Below are 16895 nucleotides of genomic sequence, written 5' to 3' on the forward strand. Positions count from 1 at the left end.
AACCCGCGAATACGCGGGTTTTTTTATGGCTTATGCTGCGCCGTCTTTTTTTACCTCGCGCCAGATACGCCATGCCATACCCGCAAGCACCATCACCCCCGCAATCAGTACGCCCCAGACCATCAGCGTTTTCATTCTGCTTTCCTGCTCAGCCGCAGACGTCGCGGTTAAACGCGCCTCGCCACCCAGCGGGACAGGTTCCAGCGTATCCGCCATCGGCAGGGCTGCCAGATCGTAGGTTTTACGCAGTTCGGTCGGGATCAGCATATCCGTCTCCACGCTCGCCGGTTTCGCAGCCCCGTTCCCCCACGCGAGCAGGTACGGCCCCTTCCCCTGCGCGTTAAACACCAGATCGTAGCGCACGCGTTGCCCGGTCACGCCAGGCAGGTTCTCAGGCAAACGCGCATTGAGGGTCTTGATTTTTACCGCCTCGACCAGTCCGCCAGGGAGCGGAACAGGTTCAGACGTTTTGCCGCCGAGCTGGTAGATCACCTCTTTTTTCAGCGTATGCCACCGATCCTTATCCGCCTCCCGCCAGGCTATTTCTGCCGGGAGAACACCGTCGCCATTCAGCATGAAGCCGATCGCACTCAGAGGCTGCGGATGTTTCCAGCGCCACACGGCTTCGCTTTCGGATAACCGCTCCCCCTCTCCCGCCAGGCTAATGTGCTCAGATTCCGGCTGTTCAGTCGCGTTAATCGCGTTGACGCCGGTTAACGTCAGGGCAGAACGCCCCGTGTTCAGCACCAGCAGCAGATAACGATTCGCCTCAGGCGATAACACCAGATCGGTATCGATGCGGTCGAGCTTCAGGCGATCCTGTCCACTCATCACGTCCAGCAGGGGCATCTCTTCGCGCAGGGTATACCAGTTTTTCAGATCCTCGCTGTAATAGACCGATGCCGTCCCCTGCCACGAGCCCTGCGGCGTGTCCCAGAAAAGCTGGAGCTGAGAGAGCGGAACCTCCGTCGCGTTTTCCGGCAGGGTCAGCAGATAGTGCTGTCCGGCAGCCGCTGCGTGTTGCCCTTCCAGCACAATTTCCACGCCGTTTCTGGCCCGTAGCATAATTTTATCGCCGCTGTCCTCTTCTCCGCCCGGCGAGGCGTTAAGCGCAAAGAGGCGCAGCGCCGTGGTGGTCGGTGCCGGCTGCGGACGCGTCGTGGTAACCAGGCTGAACGGTACCGGCTCGCCCGACTGATTAAACACGCGCACGTCGCGCAGATCGGGCGATGTGCTCTGCTGATAAACCGCCAGCGGCAGCATGACCCGATACCACGGCGAAGAGGCAGAGGTATCAAGGGACAGGCCATAGGCATAATCCCGCGGGGATTCCGCTGGCGCGCCCTCGCAGAATGCCGGACCGGCCACGGCCAGCAGTGCCGTACAAATAACCGCGTTCATCCATTTCATTTTTCTTCTCCTGCTTTAGGCGGTAGCGGCGAGAAATAGCCCACAATCAGGACCAGGATCGCCACGCCAATAAACGCGACGGCGCGCGCCAGGCCGCCACCGCCCGCGCTGTCCACCAGCATCAGTTTGAGCATGACCACCCCCAGTAGCGCCGCACCGCCAAGCCACTGCTGACGGGAGGCGTGACGGGTGGCGCGGATCATGACCACCAGCGCGCACAACATCCAGAACAGGGCAAAGGTGGTCTGGATAAGCCGCGAATGCCACAACGACTCCCAATTCCAGGCCACCTCGCCGTACCACGCCAGCGCGCGCAGCAATGCGCCGTTAAGCCACCAGAAACCCAGGGCCATCAGCACAACGGCGGGCCACGGACGGGACTGCGCAAACGATGCCGGATAGTAGCGATCCACTTCCCGATAAAACACCACCAGCCCCAGCAGCGCGAACGCCGCCCCTTCCTCAAGCGGGTTCACCAGCGGCAGCCATGTCTGTTGATAGACCACACCGTCCTGCAAATTGGTCACGACCAGCAATACCACCAGCGCCACAACCACAGGGATCGCGGCAAGGCAGGCGTAGAGCGCAGGCCATACCCGGAACGGCCACCCGCGACGCCGTACGGCCGCGGAGAGCGCCATAATCACCCCACCGCCAACAGCCATCGCAATGCCGCTTCCCCAGGCCGCCATGCCCCACGGCAGGGAGCGGGCAAACCAGTAAAGCTCGGCGGCTATGGCGAGTAAAATCATCCACACCAGCGACAGATGCAGTCCCATTGAGATGCGCGGCAGAAGTTTATCTTCGTCGCGCCGCAGCAGCATCAGGGCGGCAGGCAGCGCAATAGCCCAGGCCAGATTTGCCCAGCTGGCCGCCAGGATTTGCTGTTGCCAGATCTGATACAGCACCATCAGCAGCATCACCGGCCACAGCAGCCATTTGCTGGCATCCAGCTCCCGCCACGCCAGACGAGCGGCGGCCTGCCGCCATCCCCAGGCCGACGCCGCCGTCAGCGCCAGCACGCCTGCCAGAACCGATAACTCCTGCTTCAGGAACAGCTGAGATGCGCCCAGCTGCGCCACTAACCAGAACAGCAGCCCACCGCCCAGCAATGCCCAACTGCCCGGCTGCGCGATTTTCTGCCACAGCCAGGCCGCAGCAAGCCAGCAAAGACTGAGCACTGCGAAAATAAGCAGCAGGCTCAACGAGGTGACGCCGTCCATTTGCGCCCATATCGCGCTGCCGAGCGCCAGCACCAGCAGCGCCGTCCCGCTATAGCTCATGCGCCGCTGCTGCTGTTGCACGCCCAGCCAGAGAATACCCAGCCCTTCCAGCGCCCAGGCCATCGCCGTCCAGCGCGCTGAAAGCGCCAGCGGAATGGCAAGCGTGGCAAACCCGCCGCCGATCGCCAGCGCCGCCATAACCAGTGGCCGCCCGACAGACGGATAACGTCGCAGTGCGAGAAACGCCAGTGAGAGATAAAACGCACCATAGCCCAGCGCGCTGAGCGCCGGGCCGTACGTCCAGTGAGACGTCATGCCATACTGCATCCCAAAACCAATCAGCGGCGGAGCAAACAGCAGTACGCCGTCAATAATCTGTTTGCCTTTTTCCTGCGCCCGCAGCGACAGCGCCACGCTAAACACGCCAAAAATAAGCGTATTGGCAATCAGGAACAGCTGACAGATAACATAGTCTTCAGGCTGGTAGTCGCTCAGCCCCCATACCCCGCCAACGCCAAACGTGAAGAGCAGCCCGAGCAGGTTGAGCTCGCGCCAGTGCTGCCAGATGCTGATGGCGAGAATGCCGATGGAAAGCATGAGATAGAAGGAGAACAGCGCCACAACGCTGCCGCCTCCGGTAGACAACAGCAGCGGCGCAAGGTATCCGCCGAGGCTCGCCAGCATGGCAAGGCTCAGCGCCTTTTGCAGCACGGCCAGCCCGACGCTCGCCGCGCAAATCACCACCAGCAGCGCAAACGCCAGCGTCATCGGCAGCATTTGCCACAGCCGGAATGCGCCAAAGACGGTCAGATAAAGCACGCCGGTCGCCCCGCCCTGGAGGATCAGCGCGTAGATCCGCTGCCTATGCCGCAGCCGCCATCCAACGGCCAGCAGAACCATGGCAAACAGCGCCGTGGCGGCAAGACGCAGCTCAATCGGAAACAGTGAATGTTCAACGGTATAGCGCAGCAGGAAAGAGAGGCCGAGGAAGAGCAGTACAATCCCCAGTTTTGCCAGCGGATTGCCCTGCATAAACCAGCGCGTCAGCGAGGACAGGATGCCGCCAAAGGCGGAAGGCCGTTTTGCCGCCGGTACAAGCGCTGGTTCTGCTTCAGTGACGGGCGGTTCGGGACGCCAGGGATCGACAGGTGGGGTAACGGCTTCTGCCACCGACGCTGGCGTCTCCACTGGCGCGGCGGTCTGCACCGGCTCCGGCGCTTTCTCAGCGACACCGCGCTGCTCAAGCGCCTCAATGCGCTGGCGAAGCCGGGCAATCTCCTGCCGCGCCGCCGTGCTTCGGTTAAAGCCTATCACCGCGAGCACGGGTGCCACGACCAGCGCAAAAACCAGGAACAAACAGCCAAGGATGTAAAGCTCGTCCATGTTTCCACCTTCACCGTAAACGATCCGCTAAGATTGACACAAATCGTTGCATTTGTGCCATCTTAAAAGGTGAAAACCATTCTGCCTGCGCTTAGCTGCCGAACCAGACCGCAGCGGAAATCGCGGGCAGCGTGAGCACGCTCTCCTGGAACGTCGCTTTACCCTCTTTGATCTTCCACGTTTTACCGGCCAGCAGTGGTGAATCTTCCAGCACCACTTCACACGCCTCGCCCCGGTTGATCGCCACCAGCACGCGCTGCTGGTTATAGACGCGGACAAAGACCACTACGTTATCGTGGGCATACATCACCTGGCAGCCCCCGTAGCGCAGGGCCTGACTCTGCCTGCGCAGCTTCGCCAGCCGCTGGTACAGGCTGAACAGATCCTGATCCTGCTTTTCAGGCTCCCACGGGAAGGTTTTGCGGCAGAACGGATCGTTGTTGCCGTCCAGCCCCACTTCATCGCCATAGTAGATGCAGGGTACGCCCGGCCAGGTAAAGAGCCAGGTCACCGCCAGCGGCAGACGTGCCACATCCTTACCCAGTAACGATTTAAAGCGCGCGGTATCGTGGCTGTCGAGCTGGTTAAACATCCGCAACTGCTGCTGATGTGAGAGGCCAGCGCGATAGTTTTCCATCCACGCCATGCAGGTTTCGGCGTCAATATGCTGCGGATCGTAAGAGATATCGGTGTTAGCGAGGAACCCCCACAGCGGGAAGGTGAAGCCGCGATAGTTCATCGCCGCGTCTTCTGCATCAGCCTGCAACCACTGACGCGCGTCGCCAAAGTGCTCCCCGAAGACGAATGCTTCCGACCGGGCCGCTTTTGCCGACCGGGTAATGGCGGCGACATGCTGAAGGTTATTCCGCGCCCCGCCTGCTTCACCCAGCATATGCACCACGTCCAGCCGCCAGCCGTCCATGCTCCACGGCGCTTTCAGCCAGTGGCGCACGATGCTGTCGTCGCCGCCGTAGATCTCATTCACCAGCGATGGCGACTGGAAATCGAGCTTCGGCAGACTCGGATAGCCCAGCCAGTCCAGGGCGCGGCCATGCTCGTCAAAACTGTACCAGTCACGCTGCGGTGAGTCCGGATTATGGCATGCGCCGCCCATCGACTGATTGTGACGGTCAAACCACGCGTGAGAATCACCGCTGTGATTGAACACGCCATCAAGGATCAGGCGCATACCCTCTTTTTGCGTGTTGTGCCGCAGCCGCAGCAGCGCCTCGTCACCGCCAAATTGCTCGTCAACGTGGCGGTAGTCCTGCGTATCGTATTTGTGCACGCTTGGCGCTTTAAACACCGGGTTCAGGTACAGCGCCGTGACGCCGAGCTTTTTCAGGTACGGCAGCTTTTCGCTGATACCGTCGAGATCGCCGCCGTAAAAGGTCGATCCCCCCGCCTGGGCGGTCAGCGGCTCGTCCCATTTTTTTAGAATGATGTCGTGACCGACCGCATGATGGTAATAAACCTTGTCCTGATCGGCGGTGCGCTTTTCGCTGCGCGCAAAGCGGTCCGGGAAAATCTGGTAAAAGACCTGATCGTTAACCCACTGCGGGCCGTTATCCGGGTGATCCACGGCAAACTGCTCCAGCCTGGCCGGAGGGAATCGGCTGAAGCCCTGCGGGGTAAACCACAGCTGGCGGTCGTTCCACAGCAGCTTGAAGCCGTAGCGGCGACGCGGCTGCCCACTGCGCAAATCGATATTTGCCCGCCACGCCGTGACGCCCGGCTGCGGCTGACTGCGCACTTTGTGCATTTTCAGCGACGTTTCTTCGTTATCCACTTCGGCGCGCAGGGTCACGCGTTCAGGCTGATTGTCCCCTGCCAGCCAGAGCGTAATCACAAGGTTGTCTTTGTTTTGCTTAACAAATGGGGCAACCGGAAGGTGCCAGGCGTTTAACATCACGAATCCCCTTTGATGAAATTGACGTCACCTTGCCACAGGGTGATTAAAGATAGCTCATCGTGTTCGGGATTATTGGGGGAGGAGAACGGAGGAGGAGATTTTTTCCAGGGCAAAAGGGAGTGTAGGCCGGGTAAGCGCAGCGCCACCCGGCATTTTTACCTTACTGTGCTTCCGCCAGCTGACGATCGCGGCGACATTTAAACATCCAGCCCACCAGCAGCAGGACGATCCACGCGAAGCCCACGTACAGGGAAATACGGGTATCCGGGTGATAACCAATCAGGCCAATGATGAAGACCAGGAAGATGAGACCGACAATGGTCGTTGGCACGCCGCCCGGCACTTTAAACTTCAGCGCTTTGGCCTCTTCTGGCGACAGGCGGCGACGGAACGCAATCTGCGACAGCAGGATCATGATCCACACCCACACCGTCGCAAAGGTCGCCAGTGACGCAATCACCAGGAAGACGTTCTCCGGCATGATGTAATTCAGGTAAACCGAGAACAGCAGCGCCACGGTCATGACCAGCACCGTTACCCACGGGGTGCCGCGACGCGACGTTTTGGCAAACACCTTCGGCGCACTGCCCTGCTCCGCCATGCCATGCAGCATACGACCCACGCCGAACACGTCACTGTTGATGGCCGACAGCGAGGCGGTCAGTACCACAAAGTTGAGAATGCTGGCGGCAAACGCAATGCCCATATGCTGGAAAGTCAGGACAAACGGGCTGCCGTTGGTGCCCACCTGGTTCCACGGGTAGATGGACATAATCACAAACAGCGTGCCCACGTAGAACACCAGAATACGCATCGGCACCGAGTTGATGGCGCGCGGAATGGACTTCTCCGGATCTTTCGCTTCCCCGGCGGTGATGCCGATAATCTCAATACCGCCATAGGCGAACATGACCATCTGAAGCGACATGACCATCCCGAGCCAGCCGTTGCTGAAGAAGCCGCCGTTGCTCCACAGGTTATGGATGCCGGTTGGCTGCCCACCGTTGCCGATACCCCAGATGATGATGCCGAAACCGGCGAGGATCATGATGATAATGGTCGCGACCTTGAAGAAGGAGAACCAGAACTCCAGCTCGCCAAACACCTTCACGCTCATCAGGTTGACGGCGCAGATGATCAGCACCACGCTCAGTACCCAGATCCAGTGCGGCACGGCGGGGAACCAGACCCCCATATAGATGCCAAACGCCGTCACATCGGCAATGGCGACAATCAGGATTTCGAAGCAGTAAGTCCAGCCGGTGATAAACCCGGCCAGCGGGCCTAAGTTCTCTTGTGCGTAGCGGGAGAAGGAACTGGCAGACGGGTTGTGAACCGACATCTCCCCCAGCGCACGCATGATGATATAGGCCGCCACGCCGCCGATGATGTAGGCCAGCAGAACGCTTGGACCGGCCATTTTGATGGCATCTGCCGAGCCATAAAAAAGACCGGTGCCGATAGCCGAGCCCAGCGCCATAAAGCGGATGTGGCGGGTGCTCAATCCACGTTTAAGTTTGTTAGTGCTTTCCATTAAAATCTTGCCATTCAACACGAAAAAAACAAAAAACCACGGGGCCTTAAGCCCCGTGGTTAAACAATTTGTTGCCGTTGATTAATGGGCGTTGGATGTCACCTGACGCCCTGCCGCACGGTCCCAGATAATCGCCAGAACCAGCGCTACAACGGAAGGCATCAGCCAGGCCAGGCCCTGCTCGGACAGCGGCAGACGCTGTGTCCAGGCTGGCAGGATTTCTGCAAATGCTGATGCTTTGATCCCATCAAGGATACCAAAAATCAGGCTGATAAACATGGCCGGCGCAATAATTCGCGTCGAGTTATGCCACCACGGGCGGGTGAAGCTCAGCACCACCAGCACGATACATGGCGGATAGATCGCCGTCAGCACCGGAATTGACACCTGAATCAGGTGGCTCAGACCGAGGTTTGACACCGCCATGGAGAAGATGCCGAGGATAAACACCAGCGTGCGGTAAGAGAGCGGCAGATACTGAGCGAAGAACTCCGCGCAGGCGCAGGTCAAACCCACCGCCGTCACCAGACAGGCCAGGAAAATCAGCGCCGCCAGCAGCATGCTGCCTGCACCACCAAAGGTATGCTGCACGTAAGCATGCAGGATTGCCGCGCCGTTTGCGCTCTGATCGACCAGCGTTGCGCTATCTGAACCCAGACGGAACAGCGCCAGATACAGCAGCGTCAGGCCGACACCGGCCATCAGGCCAGCCCAGATGGTGTAGCGAGTCAGCAGACGCGCTTCGGTCACCCCGCGGGAACGCGCGGCGTTAACGATAACGATACCAAACACCATCGCACCCAGCGTATCCATTGTCAGATAGCCGTTCACGAAACCGTTTGAGAACGCCGCGTTCTGATAAGCGTCCATCGCGGAGCTGATGGGCCCCGCAGGCCAGACGATGGCCGCAACCGCCAGCACGATCAGCGCCACAATTTTCAGCGGAGCCAGGAAGTTACCCACGGTATCCAGCAGTTTGCCGGGATAGAGAGAAACCAGAATCACGATGGCGAAGTAAATGAGGCTGTAAATAAACAGCGGCATCGCGCCGTCACCGGTCAGCGGGGCGATACCCACTTCAAAGGAGACGGTCGCCGTACGCGGGGTCGCGAACAGCGGGCCAACGGCCAGATAGCAGACGGTTGCCAGCAGAACGCCAGCCACTTTGCCAATCGGGGTGCTGAGGCTGTCCACACCGCCACCGACTTTCGCCAGCGCGATAACGGTCAGTACCGGCAGGCCCACGGCAGTAAGCAGGAAGCCAAACGCAGCCGTCCAGACGTGTTCACCCGCCTGTAAGCCAACCATTGGAGGAAAAATGATGTTACCTGCGCCAACGAACAGCGCAAATGTCATAAAGCCCAGCGCGATAATGTCACGCGATTTCAAGTGATGGGTCATAAAACCTTACTGCCTGTGGATGTGGTGTTGAATACGTTGAGATTTTCGCCATCCCGCACGGGACGATACAGCGGAAAATTTGCTCAATTTCAGCGGGATATGCTCCCGTCCTGGCGTGGCGAAGAATAGTTTTTCGATTTACCACGCAAATACAGTCGGTCTGACAGTATATGGGGGGCAATTTAAACGCTTATAACGTTTAAAGGCAAGAAGGGATCGTAAAACCAGAACAATATGCCAGCATGAAAATTCAGACCAAAATAATATGCCATGTATAAGAAAAACTCATGGCTAATCATGCGAACAAAAAAGCACCAGCCGTATAATATTCATCCGCGTTTCGCTTGACTGCAAAGCAAACGGGCCAGCAATCGCTGGCCCGTGGAAAGGTAGCCTGACACATCTGCCGTCAGGCGCTTTTTTTGGCAATTAATCGTTCCGGAATCACGAAGCTAAAGCGCGTGCCCTTACCCAGGGTGCTTTCGATATTGAGCCGGCTTTCGTGGTGGCTGACGGCATGCTTCACAATTGCCAGTCCCAGTCCGCTCCCGCCGGTCTGCCGCGAGCGCGCCTTATCCACCCGGTAGAATCGTTCGGTGAGACGCGGGAGGTGCTCGGGCCCAATCCCCGGCCCGTTGTCCTCGACGCTAAACTCAGCGCCCGCCGGGGTATGCTGCCAGCACACCGCGATATGCGTCCCTTTCGGGGTATGATTCACGGCGTTATAGACCAGGTTTGAGATAGCGCTTCGCAGCTCATCTTCACTGCCGAGCACTTTCAGCGTGTTATCAACGTCAAAACTCAGGGTGTGCTGATTATGACTCAGCGTTTGGGCTTCGCGCTCCACCACCCGCAACATCATCGGCACATCAATGATGTCGTTTAGCGCCAGCGACGGGGCAGCCTCAATCTTTGAAAGCGTCAGCAGCTGTTTGACCAGCCCTTCCATGCGGAACGTCTGCTCCCGCATGGTATGCAGTGCTTTCTCACGCGGCGCCCCCTCAAGCGTTTGCTCCTGCATCATCTCCAGGTAGCCCTGAAGCACCGTCAACGGCGTACGCAGCTCGTGGCTGACGTTGGCAAAGAAGTTACGTCTCGCGCCCTCAAGCTGGTGCATCTGGGTAACGTCCCGCGCCACCATCAGCCACTGCCGATCGCTGTAGGGCATCACGCGGATTTCCAGATGGCGACCGTTATTGAGCTTCAGATTGTGCGGGCGCGAAAAATCCCGCTTTTTCAGATACAGCGTGAACTCGGGATAACGCAGAAGGTTCAGGATGTTCTGACCATTATCATCCGGCCAGCGCAGGCCCAGCAGCTGTTGCGCGAGGCCATTACACCAGAAGATTGTCCCTTCTTCTGTCGTCAGGATCACCGCGTCCGGCAGCGACTCCGCACCGCTACGAAAGCGTTTGATCAGGCTTCCCAGCTCACGACGGCGCTTTTTGTTACGCATCTGCATCTGGTGCAGGCCGTAGAGTAGCGGTTCCCAGCTCCCGCTTCCCGGCGGGGGTGTCATACTTCTGTCGACCCACAGCCACCAGGAGAGACGCAGTAAATTCCAGAAATGCCAGACGAGCAATCCCGTCACGGCCACCAGTAAAAACCACGGCAGATAGCCAAAGATAGCCCCCAGAATGAGGGCCGGAATACAACATAAGATCAGTTCAAAGACGAGCCTTTTCCATGACAGACGTTCCAGCACGCGTCACACTCCTGTCATTGTTCAGAAACGGGTCGAGAAACGATAACCCGTGCCGCGGACCGTCTGTACCATGCGATCGTGGCCGCTCAGTTCCAGTGCTTTACGCAGGCGGCGAATATGGACGTCAACCGTTCGGTCTTCGACATAGACGTTAGTTCCCCAGACGTTATTCAGCAACTGTTCGCGGCTGTAAACGCGCTCCGGGTGGGTCATAAAGAAGTGCAGGAGTTTAAATTCGGTCGGTCCCATATCGAGGGGATTTTCACCGGTCATGACCCGGTGTGAGGTAGGATCCAGGCTCAGCCCCTGCATCTCAATCACCTCTTCCACCGCCATCGGTGAAATACGGCGCATCACGGCTTTGATACGCGCCACCAGCTCTTTCGGGGAGAACGGTTTAGTGATGTAATCGTCCGCGCCGGTTTCCAGACCGCGCACGCGATCCTCTTCCTCGCCGCGCGCCGTCAGCATTACCACCGGGATATCGCGGGTCATCGCCTCGCGTTTGATATGCTTGATAAACTGCAATCCGGAACCGCCAGGCAGCATCCAGTCCAGCAGGATCAGATCGGGCCAGGGTTCATTCAGCTGGTTCACCGCGCTGTCATAATCTTCCGCTTCAACCGGCTGGAAGCCATTTTGTTCAAGCACGAAGCACACCATTTCACGGATCGGAGCTTCATCTTCTACGACCAGAATACGTCTCGCCATACTTTGCCCTGTCTTATCGTATTTAAGTTACAAGTCTGTAATGCGGCGTCATTATGCGTCAGATTTATGACAGATTTATGAAAAACATTACCACTATAAATAGCAAACTGTTGTTTTATTACAGCGGTTATTTTCCGTTCCCCGAACGTTTATAATCCTGCTTTCTTATTATTGCCACGGATCTTTTATGCGCATACTTCACACCTCAGACTGGCACCTGGGTCAAAATTTTTACAGCAAAAGCCGCGCCGCGGAACATGAAGCGTTCCTGAACTGGCTGCTGGAGACGGCTCAGGCTCACGAGGTGGACGCGATTATTGTGGCGGGCGACATTTTTGATACCGGATCGCCGCCGAGCTATGCGCGTGAGCTGTACAACCGTTTTGTGGTCAACCTCCAGCAAACCGGTTGTCACCTTGTGATTGTCGCCGGAAACCATGACTCGGTGGCGACGCTGAATGAATCCCGCGATATTCTGGCGTTCCTCAATACCACCGTGGTGGCCAGCGCCGGACACGCGCCGCAGATCCTGAAAAAACGCGACGGCACGCCGGGCGCAGTGCTGTGCCCAATTCCGTTTTTACGCCCGCGCGATATCGTGCAAAGCCAGGCAGGTCTGTCCGGCAGCGAAAAACAGCAACATCTGTTGCAGGCCATCACCCGCTATTATCACCAGCAACATACGGAAGCCTGCGCCCTGCGCGGCGATCAGGCCATTCCGATCATTGCCACCGGACACCTCACCACCGTCGGAGCCAGTAAGAGTGATGCGGTGCGCGAGATCTATATCGGTACGCTGGACGCGTTTCCGGCGCAAAACTTCCCCCCCGCCGACTACATTGCCCTCGGGCATATTCACCGGGCGCAGATCATCGGCGGCTGCGAGCATATCCGCTACTGCGGCTCGCCCATTTCGCTCAGTTTTGACGAAACGGGCAAAGCCAAATCCGTGCATCTGGTGAGCTTCACCGGAGGCAAACTCAGCGCCGTTGAGACGCTTGAGGTGCCGGTCACCCAGCCGCTGGCGGTGCTGAAAGGCGATCTGGCCGCCATTACCGCTCAGCTTGAGCAGTGGCGCGGCGCAGCGCTTAATCCCCCCGTCTGGCTCGATATCGAAATCACCACCGACGACTACCTGTACGATATGCAGCGTAAAATACAGACGCTGACGGAAGACCTTCCCGTGGAGGTGCTGCTGGTACGCCGCAGCCGCGAGCAGCGCGAGAAAATACTGCTCAACGCCCAGCGTGAAACGCTTAGCGAACTTCGGGTTGAAGAGGTGTTCGCGCGGCGGCTTGCGCATGAAGAGGTGGACGAGGCCAGACGCACCAGGCTTAACGAGCTGTTTGCCCAGACCCTGCATTCCCTCCATGACGAGGACGAAAACGCATGAAAATTCTGAGCCTGCGTCTGAAAAATCTGAATTCGCTAAAGGGTGAGTGGAAAATTGATTTCACCGCGGAGCCGTTCGCCAGCAACGGGCTGTTTGCCATCACCGGCGCAACCGGCGCGGGTAAAACCACGCTGCTGGATGCCATCTGCCTGGCGCTTTACCACGAAACGCCGCGTCTTAATAAGGTCTCTCAGGCGCAAAACGACCTGATGACGCGCGATACCGCCGAATGCCTGGCGGAAGTAGAATTTGAGGTCAAAGGTGTTGCTTATCGCGCTTTCTGGAGCCAGAACCGCGCCCGCAACCAGCCGGACGGGAACTTACAGGCACCGCGCGTTGAGCTGGCCCGCTGCGAAGACGGCAAAATTCTGGCCGACAAAGTCACGGATAAGCTGGAACAAACCGCCACGCTTACCGGGCTGGACTATGGTCGCTTTACCCGTTCGATGTTGCTCTCTCAGGGGCAGTTTGCCGCCTTCCTGAATGCTAAACCGAGCGATCGCGCAGAGCTGCTGGAGGAACTGACCGGCACGGAAATTTACGGCCAGATTTCCGCCATGGTTTTTGAAAAACACAAAGCGGCACGTAACGCGCTGGAGATGTGCGAAGCGCAGGCCGCAGGGGTTGTGCTGCTGAGCGAGGAACAGCAGCAGCACTTGCAGCAAAGTTTGCAGGCACTTACTGACGAAGAAAAAGTCCTGCTGGCACAGCAGCAAAGCCAACAGAAAGATTTTCAGTGGCTTACGCGTAACGACGAACTGATACGTGAGCAGCAGCGTTCAGCCGCTTCGCAGCAGCAGGCGCAACAGGCTCTGACAGACGCCGCGCCCCAACTGGCGAAACTCCAGCTGGCGCAGCCCGCCGCCCAGCTACGTCCGCTATGGGAGTATCAGCAGGAGCAGACCACCCGCCTGGCGCAGACAACAGAGCGAATTGTTGAAGTAAATACTCGCTTACTCGACAGAGCGGTGCAGCGCTCGCGTATTCGCAACGGTGCACTGCGCAACCGTGAACAGTTGCAGACAGAGCACAAGGCACTGACGCAGTGGCTGACCGAACACGATCGTTTCCGTCAGTGGGGGCAGGAAATTGCCGGCTGGCGGGCGCATTTTACGCAACTGGGTCGCGATAAAAATCAGCTTGTTGCCCAGTCAGCGCGCATGGCTGAGCTTCGTCAGAAGCTGGCTGAGATGCCTGAAAGTACGTTGACGCTGACGGCTGAGGATCTCGCGACGGCAATGGAGCAACAGGCACAATCGCGGGCGCTCCGCCAGCGTCTGACAGCGCTTCACGCTCGCTTTCAGCCGCTGCAAAAACGGCTGCGCCAGAATGCGGAAAGCGTGCAGAAAGCGCAGGCTGAGCAGGCTAAGCTCAATGAAACGCTGATCCTGCGGCGTCAGCAGTTCAAAGAGAAAAATCAGCACTATGCCGACCTGAAAGCGCTCTGTGAGCGTGAGGCGACAATCAAGGATCTTGAGAACTATCGTGCACAGCTCGAAGCGGGTAAGCCTTGCCCGCTCTGCGGTTCACGCGAACATCCGGCAGTTGTGCAGTATCAGGCGCTTGAACTGACTGACAATCAGCGCCGCCGCGACGCGCTGGAGAAAGAGGTTGCCGCGCTAAAAGAGGAAGGATTGCTGGTGCTCGGGCAGGTGAATGCGCTGACCCAACAGATCCAGCGCGAGACTGAGGAAGCACAGGCTCTCTCTGAGGAAGAGCAAGCACTTACTAAGGAGTGGCTGGAGGTCTGCGCCTCCCTGAACATAGCGCTGAATATTCAGGATGATATAGCCCACTGGATGAGCGAACAGGAACAGTATGAACGCCAGCTGTATCAGCTCAGCCAGCGTCTGACGCTGCAAAACCAGCTCAATGAACAGGAAGGTCAGGCGCGCCAGTACCAGCAGCAGCTGACGGCGACGCGTCAGGCGCTGGCGGCCTCGTTACAATCGCTGTCGCTTAGCGTGCCCGATGAAGGGGCTGAAAGCGCCTGGCTGAGCGCGCGCGAAAGCGAATATACCCTGTGGCAGGAAAAACAGGCCCAGCACGGTACGATTCAGGAAGGTATTAACGCCCTGATGCCCATTCTGGAGACGCTGCCGGTTACCAATGATGCAGAAGCCGACGCGGTTATCCCTGAGAACTGGCGCGGCATCCACAACGAATGCGTGTCGCTGCAAAGTCAGCTCACCACCCTACAGCAACAGGAGACGCTTGAGCGTGAACGGCTCCAGCAATCACAGGCTCAGTTCAACGCCGCGCTGACCGCGAGCTGCTTTGCCGATCGGGACGCATTTCTCTCCGCCCTGCTGGATGAAACGTCGATCCGCCAGCTTGAACAACAAAAGCAGACGCTGGAAAACCAGCTCCAGCAGGCCACGGCGCTTTCGGTGCAGGCAAGCATGCAGCTTCAGGCGCATCAGGCACAGCGCCCCGAGGGGCTGGAAACCGATGCCGCAACGCTTCAGGCGCAGTTACACCAGCTGGCGCAACAGCTTCGGGACAACACCACGCATCAGGGGGAGATCCGCCAGCAGCTCAAACAGGACGCCGATAACCGTCTGCACCAGCAGGCGCTTATGCAGCAGATTGAGGAGGCGGCGCGTCAGGCCGACGACTGGGGCTATCTCAACGCGCTGATAGGCTCCAGCACCGGCGATAAATTCCGTAAATTCGCCCAGGGGCTGACGCTGGATAATCTGGTGTGGCTTGCCAACCAGCAGCTCAACCGTCTGCATGGCCGCTATCTGCTTCAGCGTAAAGCCAGCGACGCGCTGGAGCTGGAAGTGGTCGATACCTGGCAGGCCGATGCGGTACGCGATACCCGTACCCTTTCCGGCGGGGAGAGTTTCCTGGTCAGTCTGGCGCTGGCTTTAGCGCTTTCCGATCTGGTCAGTCACAAAACGCGCATTGACTCGCTGTTCCTGGATGAAGGATTCGGCACGCTCGACAGCGAAACGCTGGACACCGCGCTGGACGCGCTCGACGCGCTGAACGCCACCGGGAAAACTATCGGCGTGATCAGTCACGTAGAGGCAATGAAAGAGCGCATTCCGGTGCAGATCAAAGTGAAGAAGATCAACGGGCTGGGATATAGCAGGCTGGACAGGGAGTTTGCGGTGCAGTAAATGGGGGGATGATGCGCTCTGGTGCCCTCACCCTGGCCCTCTCCCACGGGGAGAGGGCACAAACATCAAAAACGGTTTTGCGTTTATTCCGGCCAGAGCCACGCCGCGCCGCGCACTCCGCTGGAATCTCCGTGGACGGCTTTGCGGATCGGCGTTTCGCACTCGCCGCCAAATACCCACTGTTTCACCAGCGTTGGCACCGTGGCGTACAGCCGGTCGACGTTGCTCATGCCGCCGCCCAGTACAATCACGTCGGGATCAAGAATATTGATCACATGCGCCAGTGACTTAGCCAGCCGCATTTCGTAGCGGCTGAGCGCCAGTTCAGCCACCGGATCCTGCTCCTCAACCAGACGCATAATCTCGTTACCTTTCAGCGGCTGACCGCTCAGACGATGATAATCGGTGGCAAACCCCGTGCCGGAAATAAAGGTCTCAATACAGCCCTGCTTGCCACAGTAGCACGGTACTTCGGCGCGGTATTTGAATTCATCTTGATCCATCCACGGCAACGGATTGTGCCCCCACTCGCCCGCGGTGCCGTTGCCGCCAATATGCGAGCGCCCACCGAACGCCACGCCCGCCCCGCAGCCGGTGCCGATAATGACCGCAAATACGGTCTGCGCGCCAGCCGCTGCGCCATCCACGGCCTCAGAGACCGCAAGGCAGTTAGCGTCATTCGCCAGACGCACCTCCCGGTTCAGGCGTTGGCTTAAGTCTTTATCAAACGGCTGACCGTTGAGCCAGGTGGAGTTGGCGTTTTTCACCACGCCGGTATACGGCGAAATGGAGCCGGGGATCCCCATCCCGACCGTGCCCGTCTCGCCCGTTGCCTGCTCTGCCATATCGACCAGGCGGGCAATCGTCTCTATGGTCTGGTGATAATCATCGCGCGGCGTAGGCAGACGGTGGCGAAACAGTTGCTCCCCCTGCTCGCTCAGCGCAATAACTTCTGTTTTGGTGCCGCCCAAATCAATCCCAATACGCACAAGACACTCCTCATTATTTTGATTATCAACAGAGTAGAAGCCCGCTTCCCGATTAGCAATGCAAGCGATGCGACAATTCGTTATCATGCCCGCTGATTTAACGACA

Annotated in this window: 10 protein-coding genes; 2 read left to right on the forward strand and 8 right to left on the reverse strand. The window is 58.4% G+C overall.

What is annotated here, in order from left to right; genetic code table 11:
- Positions 1-30: 30 nt before the first annotated feature.
- From SK58_RS19020 to phoB, 7 genes are all read right to left on the reverse strand, one after another.
- Complete coding sequence (locus SK58_RS19020; protein ID WP_048220314.1) at positions 31-1410, reverse strand: DUF3999 domain-containing protein; 1380 nt, start codon at positions 1408-1410, stop codon at positions 31-33.
- Positions 1407-4016, reverse strand: coding sequence for a DUF2339 domain-containing protein (locus SK58_RS19025; RefSeq protein WP_048220315.1), 2610 nt, complete (start codon positions 4014-4016; stop codon positions 1407-1409). Before SK58_RS19025 ends, SK58_RS19020 begins: the two co-directional genes overlap by 4 nt.
- Before the next feature lie 91 nt (positions 4017-4107).
- A complete protein-coding gene (gene malZ, locus SK58_RS19030) occupies positions 4108-5925 on the reverse strand; it encodes a maltodextrin glucosidase (RefSeq protein ID WP_048220316.1) in 1818 nt (605 codons plus the stop codon).
- Positions 5926-6088: 163 nt separating this feature from the next.
- A complete protein-coding gene (proY, locus tag SK58_RS19035) occupies positions 6089-7462 on the reverse strand; it encodes a proline-specific permease ProY (RefSeq protein ID WP_017383160.1) in 1374 nt (457 codons plus the stop codon).
- Between the two features lie 81 nt (positions 7463-7543).
- A complete protein-coding gene (brnQ, locus tag SK58_RS19040; protein WP_003859118.1) occupies positions 7544-8863 on the reverse strand; it encodes a branched-chain amino acid transporter carrier protein BrnQ in 1320 nt (439 codons plus the stop codon).
- A 409-nt stretch (positions 8864-9272) separates the two neighbouring features.
- The gene (gene phoR, locus SK58_RS19045) at positions 9273-10568 is read right to left on the reverse strand and encodes a phosphate regulon sensor histidine kinase PhoR (protein ID WP_017383159.1); all 1296 of its coding nucleotides are present in this window, start codon (positions 10566-10568) and stop codon (positions 9273-9275) included.
- A gap of 21 nt (positions 10569-10589) precedes the next feature.
- Entirely contained in the window at positions 10590-11279 is a 690-nt protein-coding gene (gene phoB / locus SK58_RS19050; RefSeq protein WP_003859122.1) for a phosphate response regulator transcription factor PhoB, read from the reverse strand.
- A gap of 187 nt (positions 11280-11466) precedes the next feature.
- Between phoB and sbcD the strand changes: the two genes are divergently transcribed.
- The gene (gene sbcD / locus SK58_RS19055; RefSeq protein ID WP_017694432.1) at positions 11467-12672 is read left to right on the forward strand and encodes an exonuclease subunit SbcD; all 1206 of its coding nucleotides are present in this window, start codon (positions 11467-11469) and stop codon (positions 12670-12672) included.
- The gene (gene sbcC / locus SK58_RS19060) at positions 12669-15800 is read left to right on the forward strand and encodes an exonuclease subunit SbcC (protein ID WP_048220317.1); all 3132 of its coding nucleotides are present in this window, start codon (positions 12669-12671) and stop codon (positions 15798-15800) included. Before sbcD ends, sbcC begins: the two co-directional genes overlap by 4 nt.
- A gap of 83 nt (positions 15801-15883) precedes the next feature.
- On the opposite strand, the gene mak is transcribed toward sbcC, so the two are convergent.
- Positions 15884-16789, reverse strand: coding sequence for a fructokinase (mak, locus tag SK58_RS19065; protein ID WP_048220318.1), 906 nt, complete (start codon positions 16787-16789; stop codon positions 15884-15886).
- Positions 16790-16895: the final 106 nt, after the last annotated feature.

The sequence above is a fragment of the Enterobacter sp. BIDMC93 genome (assembly GCF_001037805.1).
GTDB classification, from domain to species: Bacteria; Pseudomonadota; Gammaproteobacteria; order Enterobacterales; family Enterobacteriaceae; genus Enterobacter; species Enterobacter hormaechei_C.

What these genes read in the sequence shown, in the direction of transcription:
- phoB (WP_003859122.1), bottom strand. Translation starts at nt 11,279, where the DNA reads ATGGCGAGACGTATTCTGGTCGTAGAAGATGAAGCTCCGATCCGTGAA.
- proY (WP_017383160.1), bottom strand. Translation starts at nt 7,462, where the DNA reads ATGGAAAGCACTAACAAACTTAAACGTGGATTGAGCACCCGCCACATC.
- SK58_RS19020 (WP_048220314.1), bottom strand. Translation starts at nt 1,410, where the DNA reads ATGAAATGGATGAACGCGGTTATTTGTACGGCACTGCTGGCCGTGGCC.
- sbcC (WP_048220317.1), top strand. Translation starts at nt 12,669, where the DNA reads ATGAAAATTCTGAGCCTGCGTCTGAAAAATCTGAATTCGCTAAAGGGT.
- SK58_RS19025 (WP_048220315.1), bottom strand. Translation starts at nt 4,016, where the DNA reads ATGGACGAGCTTTACATCCTTGGCTGTTTGTTCCTGGTTTTTGCGCTG.
- malZ (WP_048220316.1), bottom strand. Translation starts at nt 5,925, where the DNA reads ATGTTAAACGCCTGGCACCTTCCGGTTGCCCCATTTGTTAAGCAAAAC.
- brnQ (WP_003859118.1), bottom strand. Translation starts at nt 8,863, where the DNA reads ATGACCCATCACTTGAAATCGCGTGACATTATCGCGCTGGGCTTTATG.
- sbcD (WP_017694432.1), top strand. Translation starts at nt 11,467, where the DNA reads ATGCGCATACTTCACACCTCAGACTGGCACCTGGGTCAAAATTTTTAC.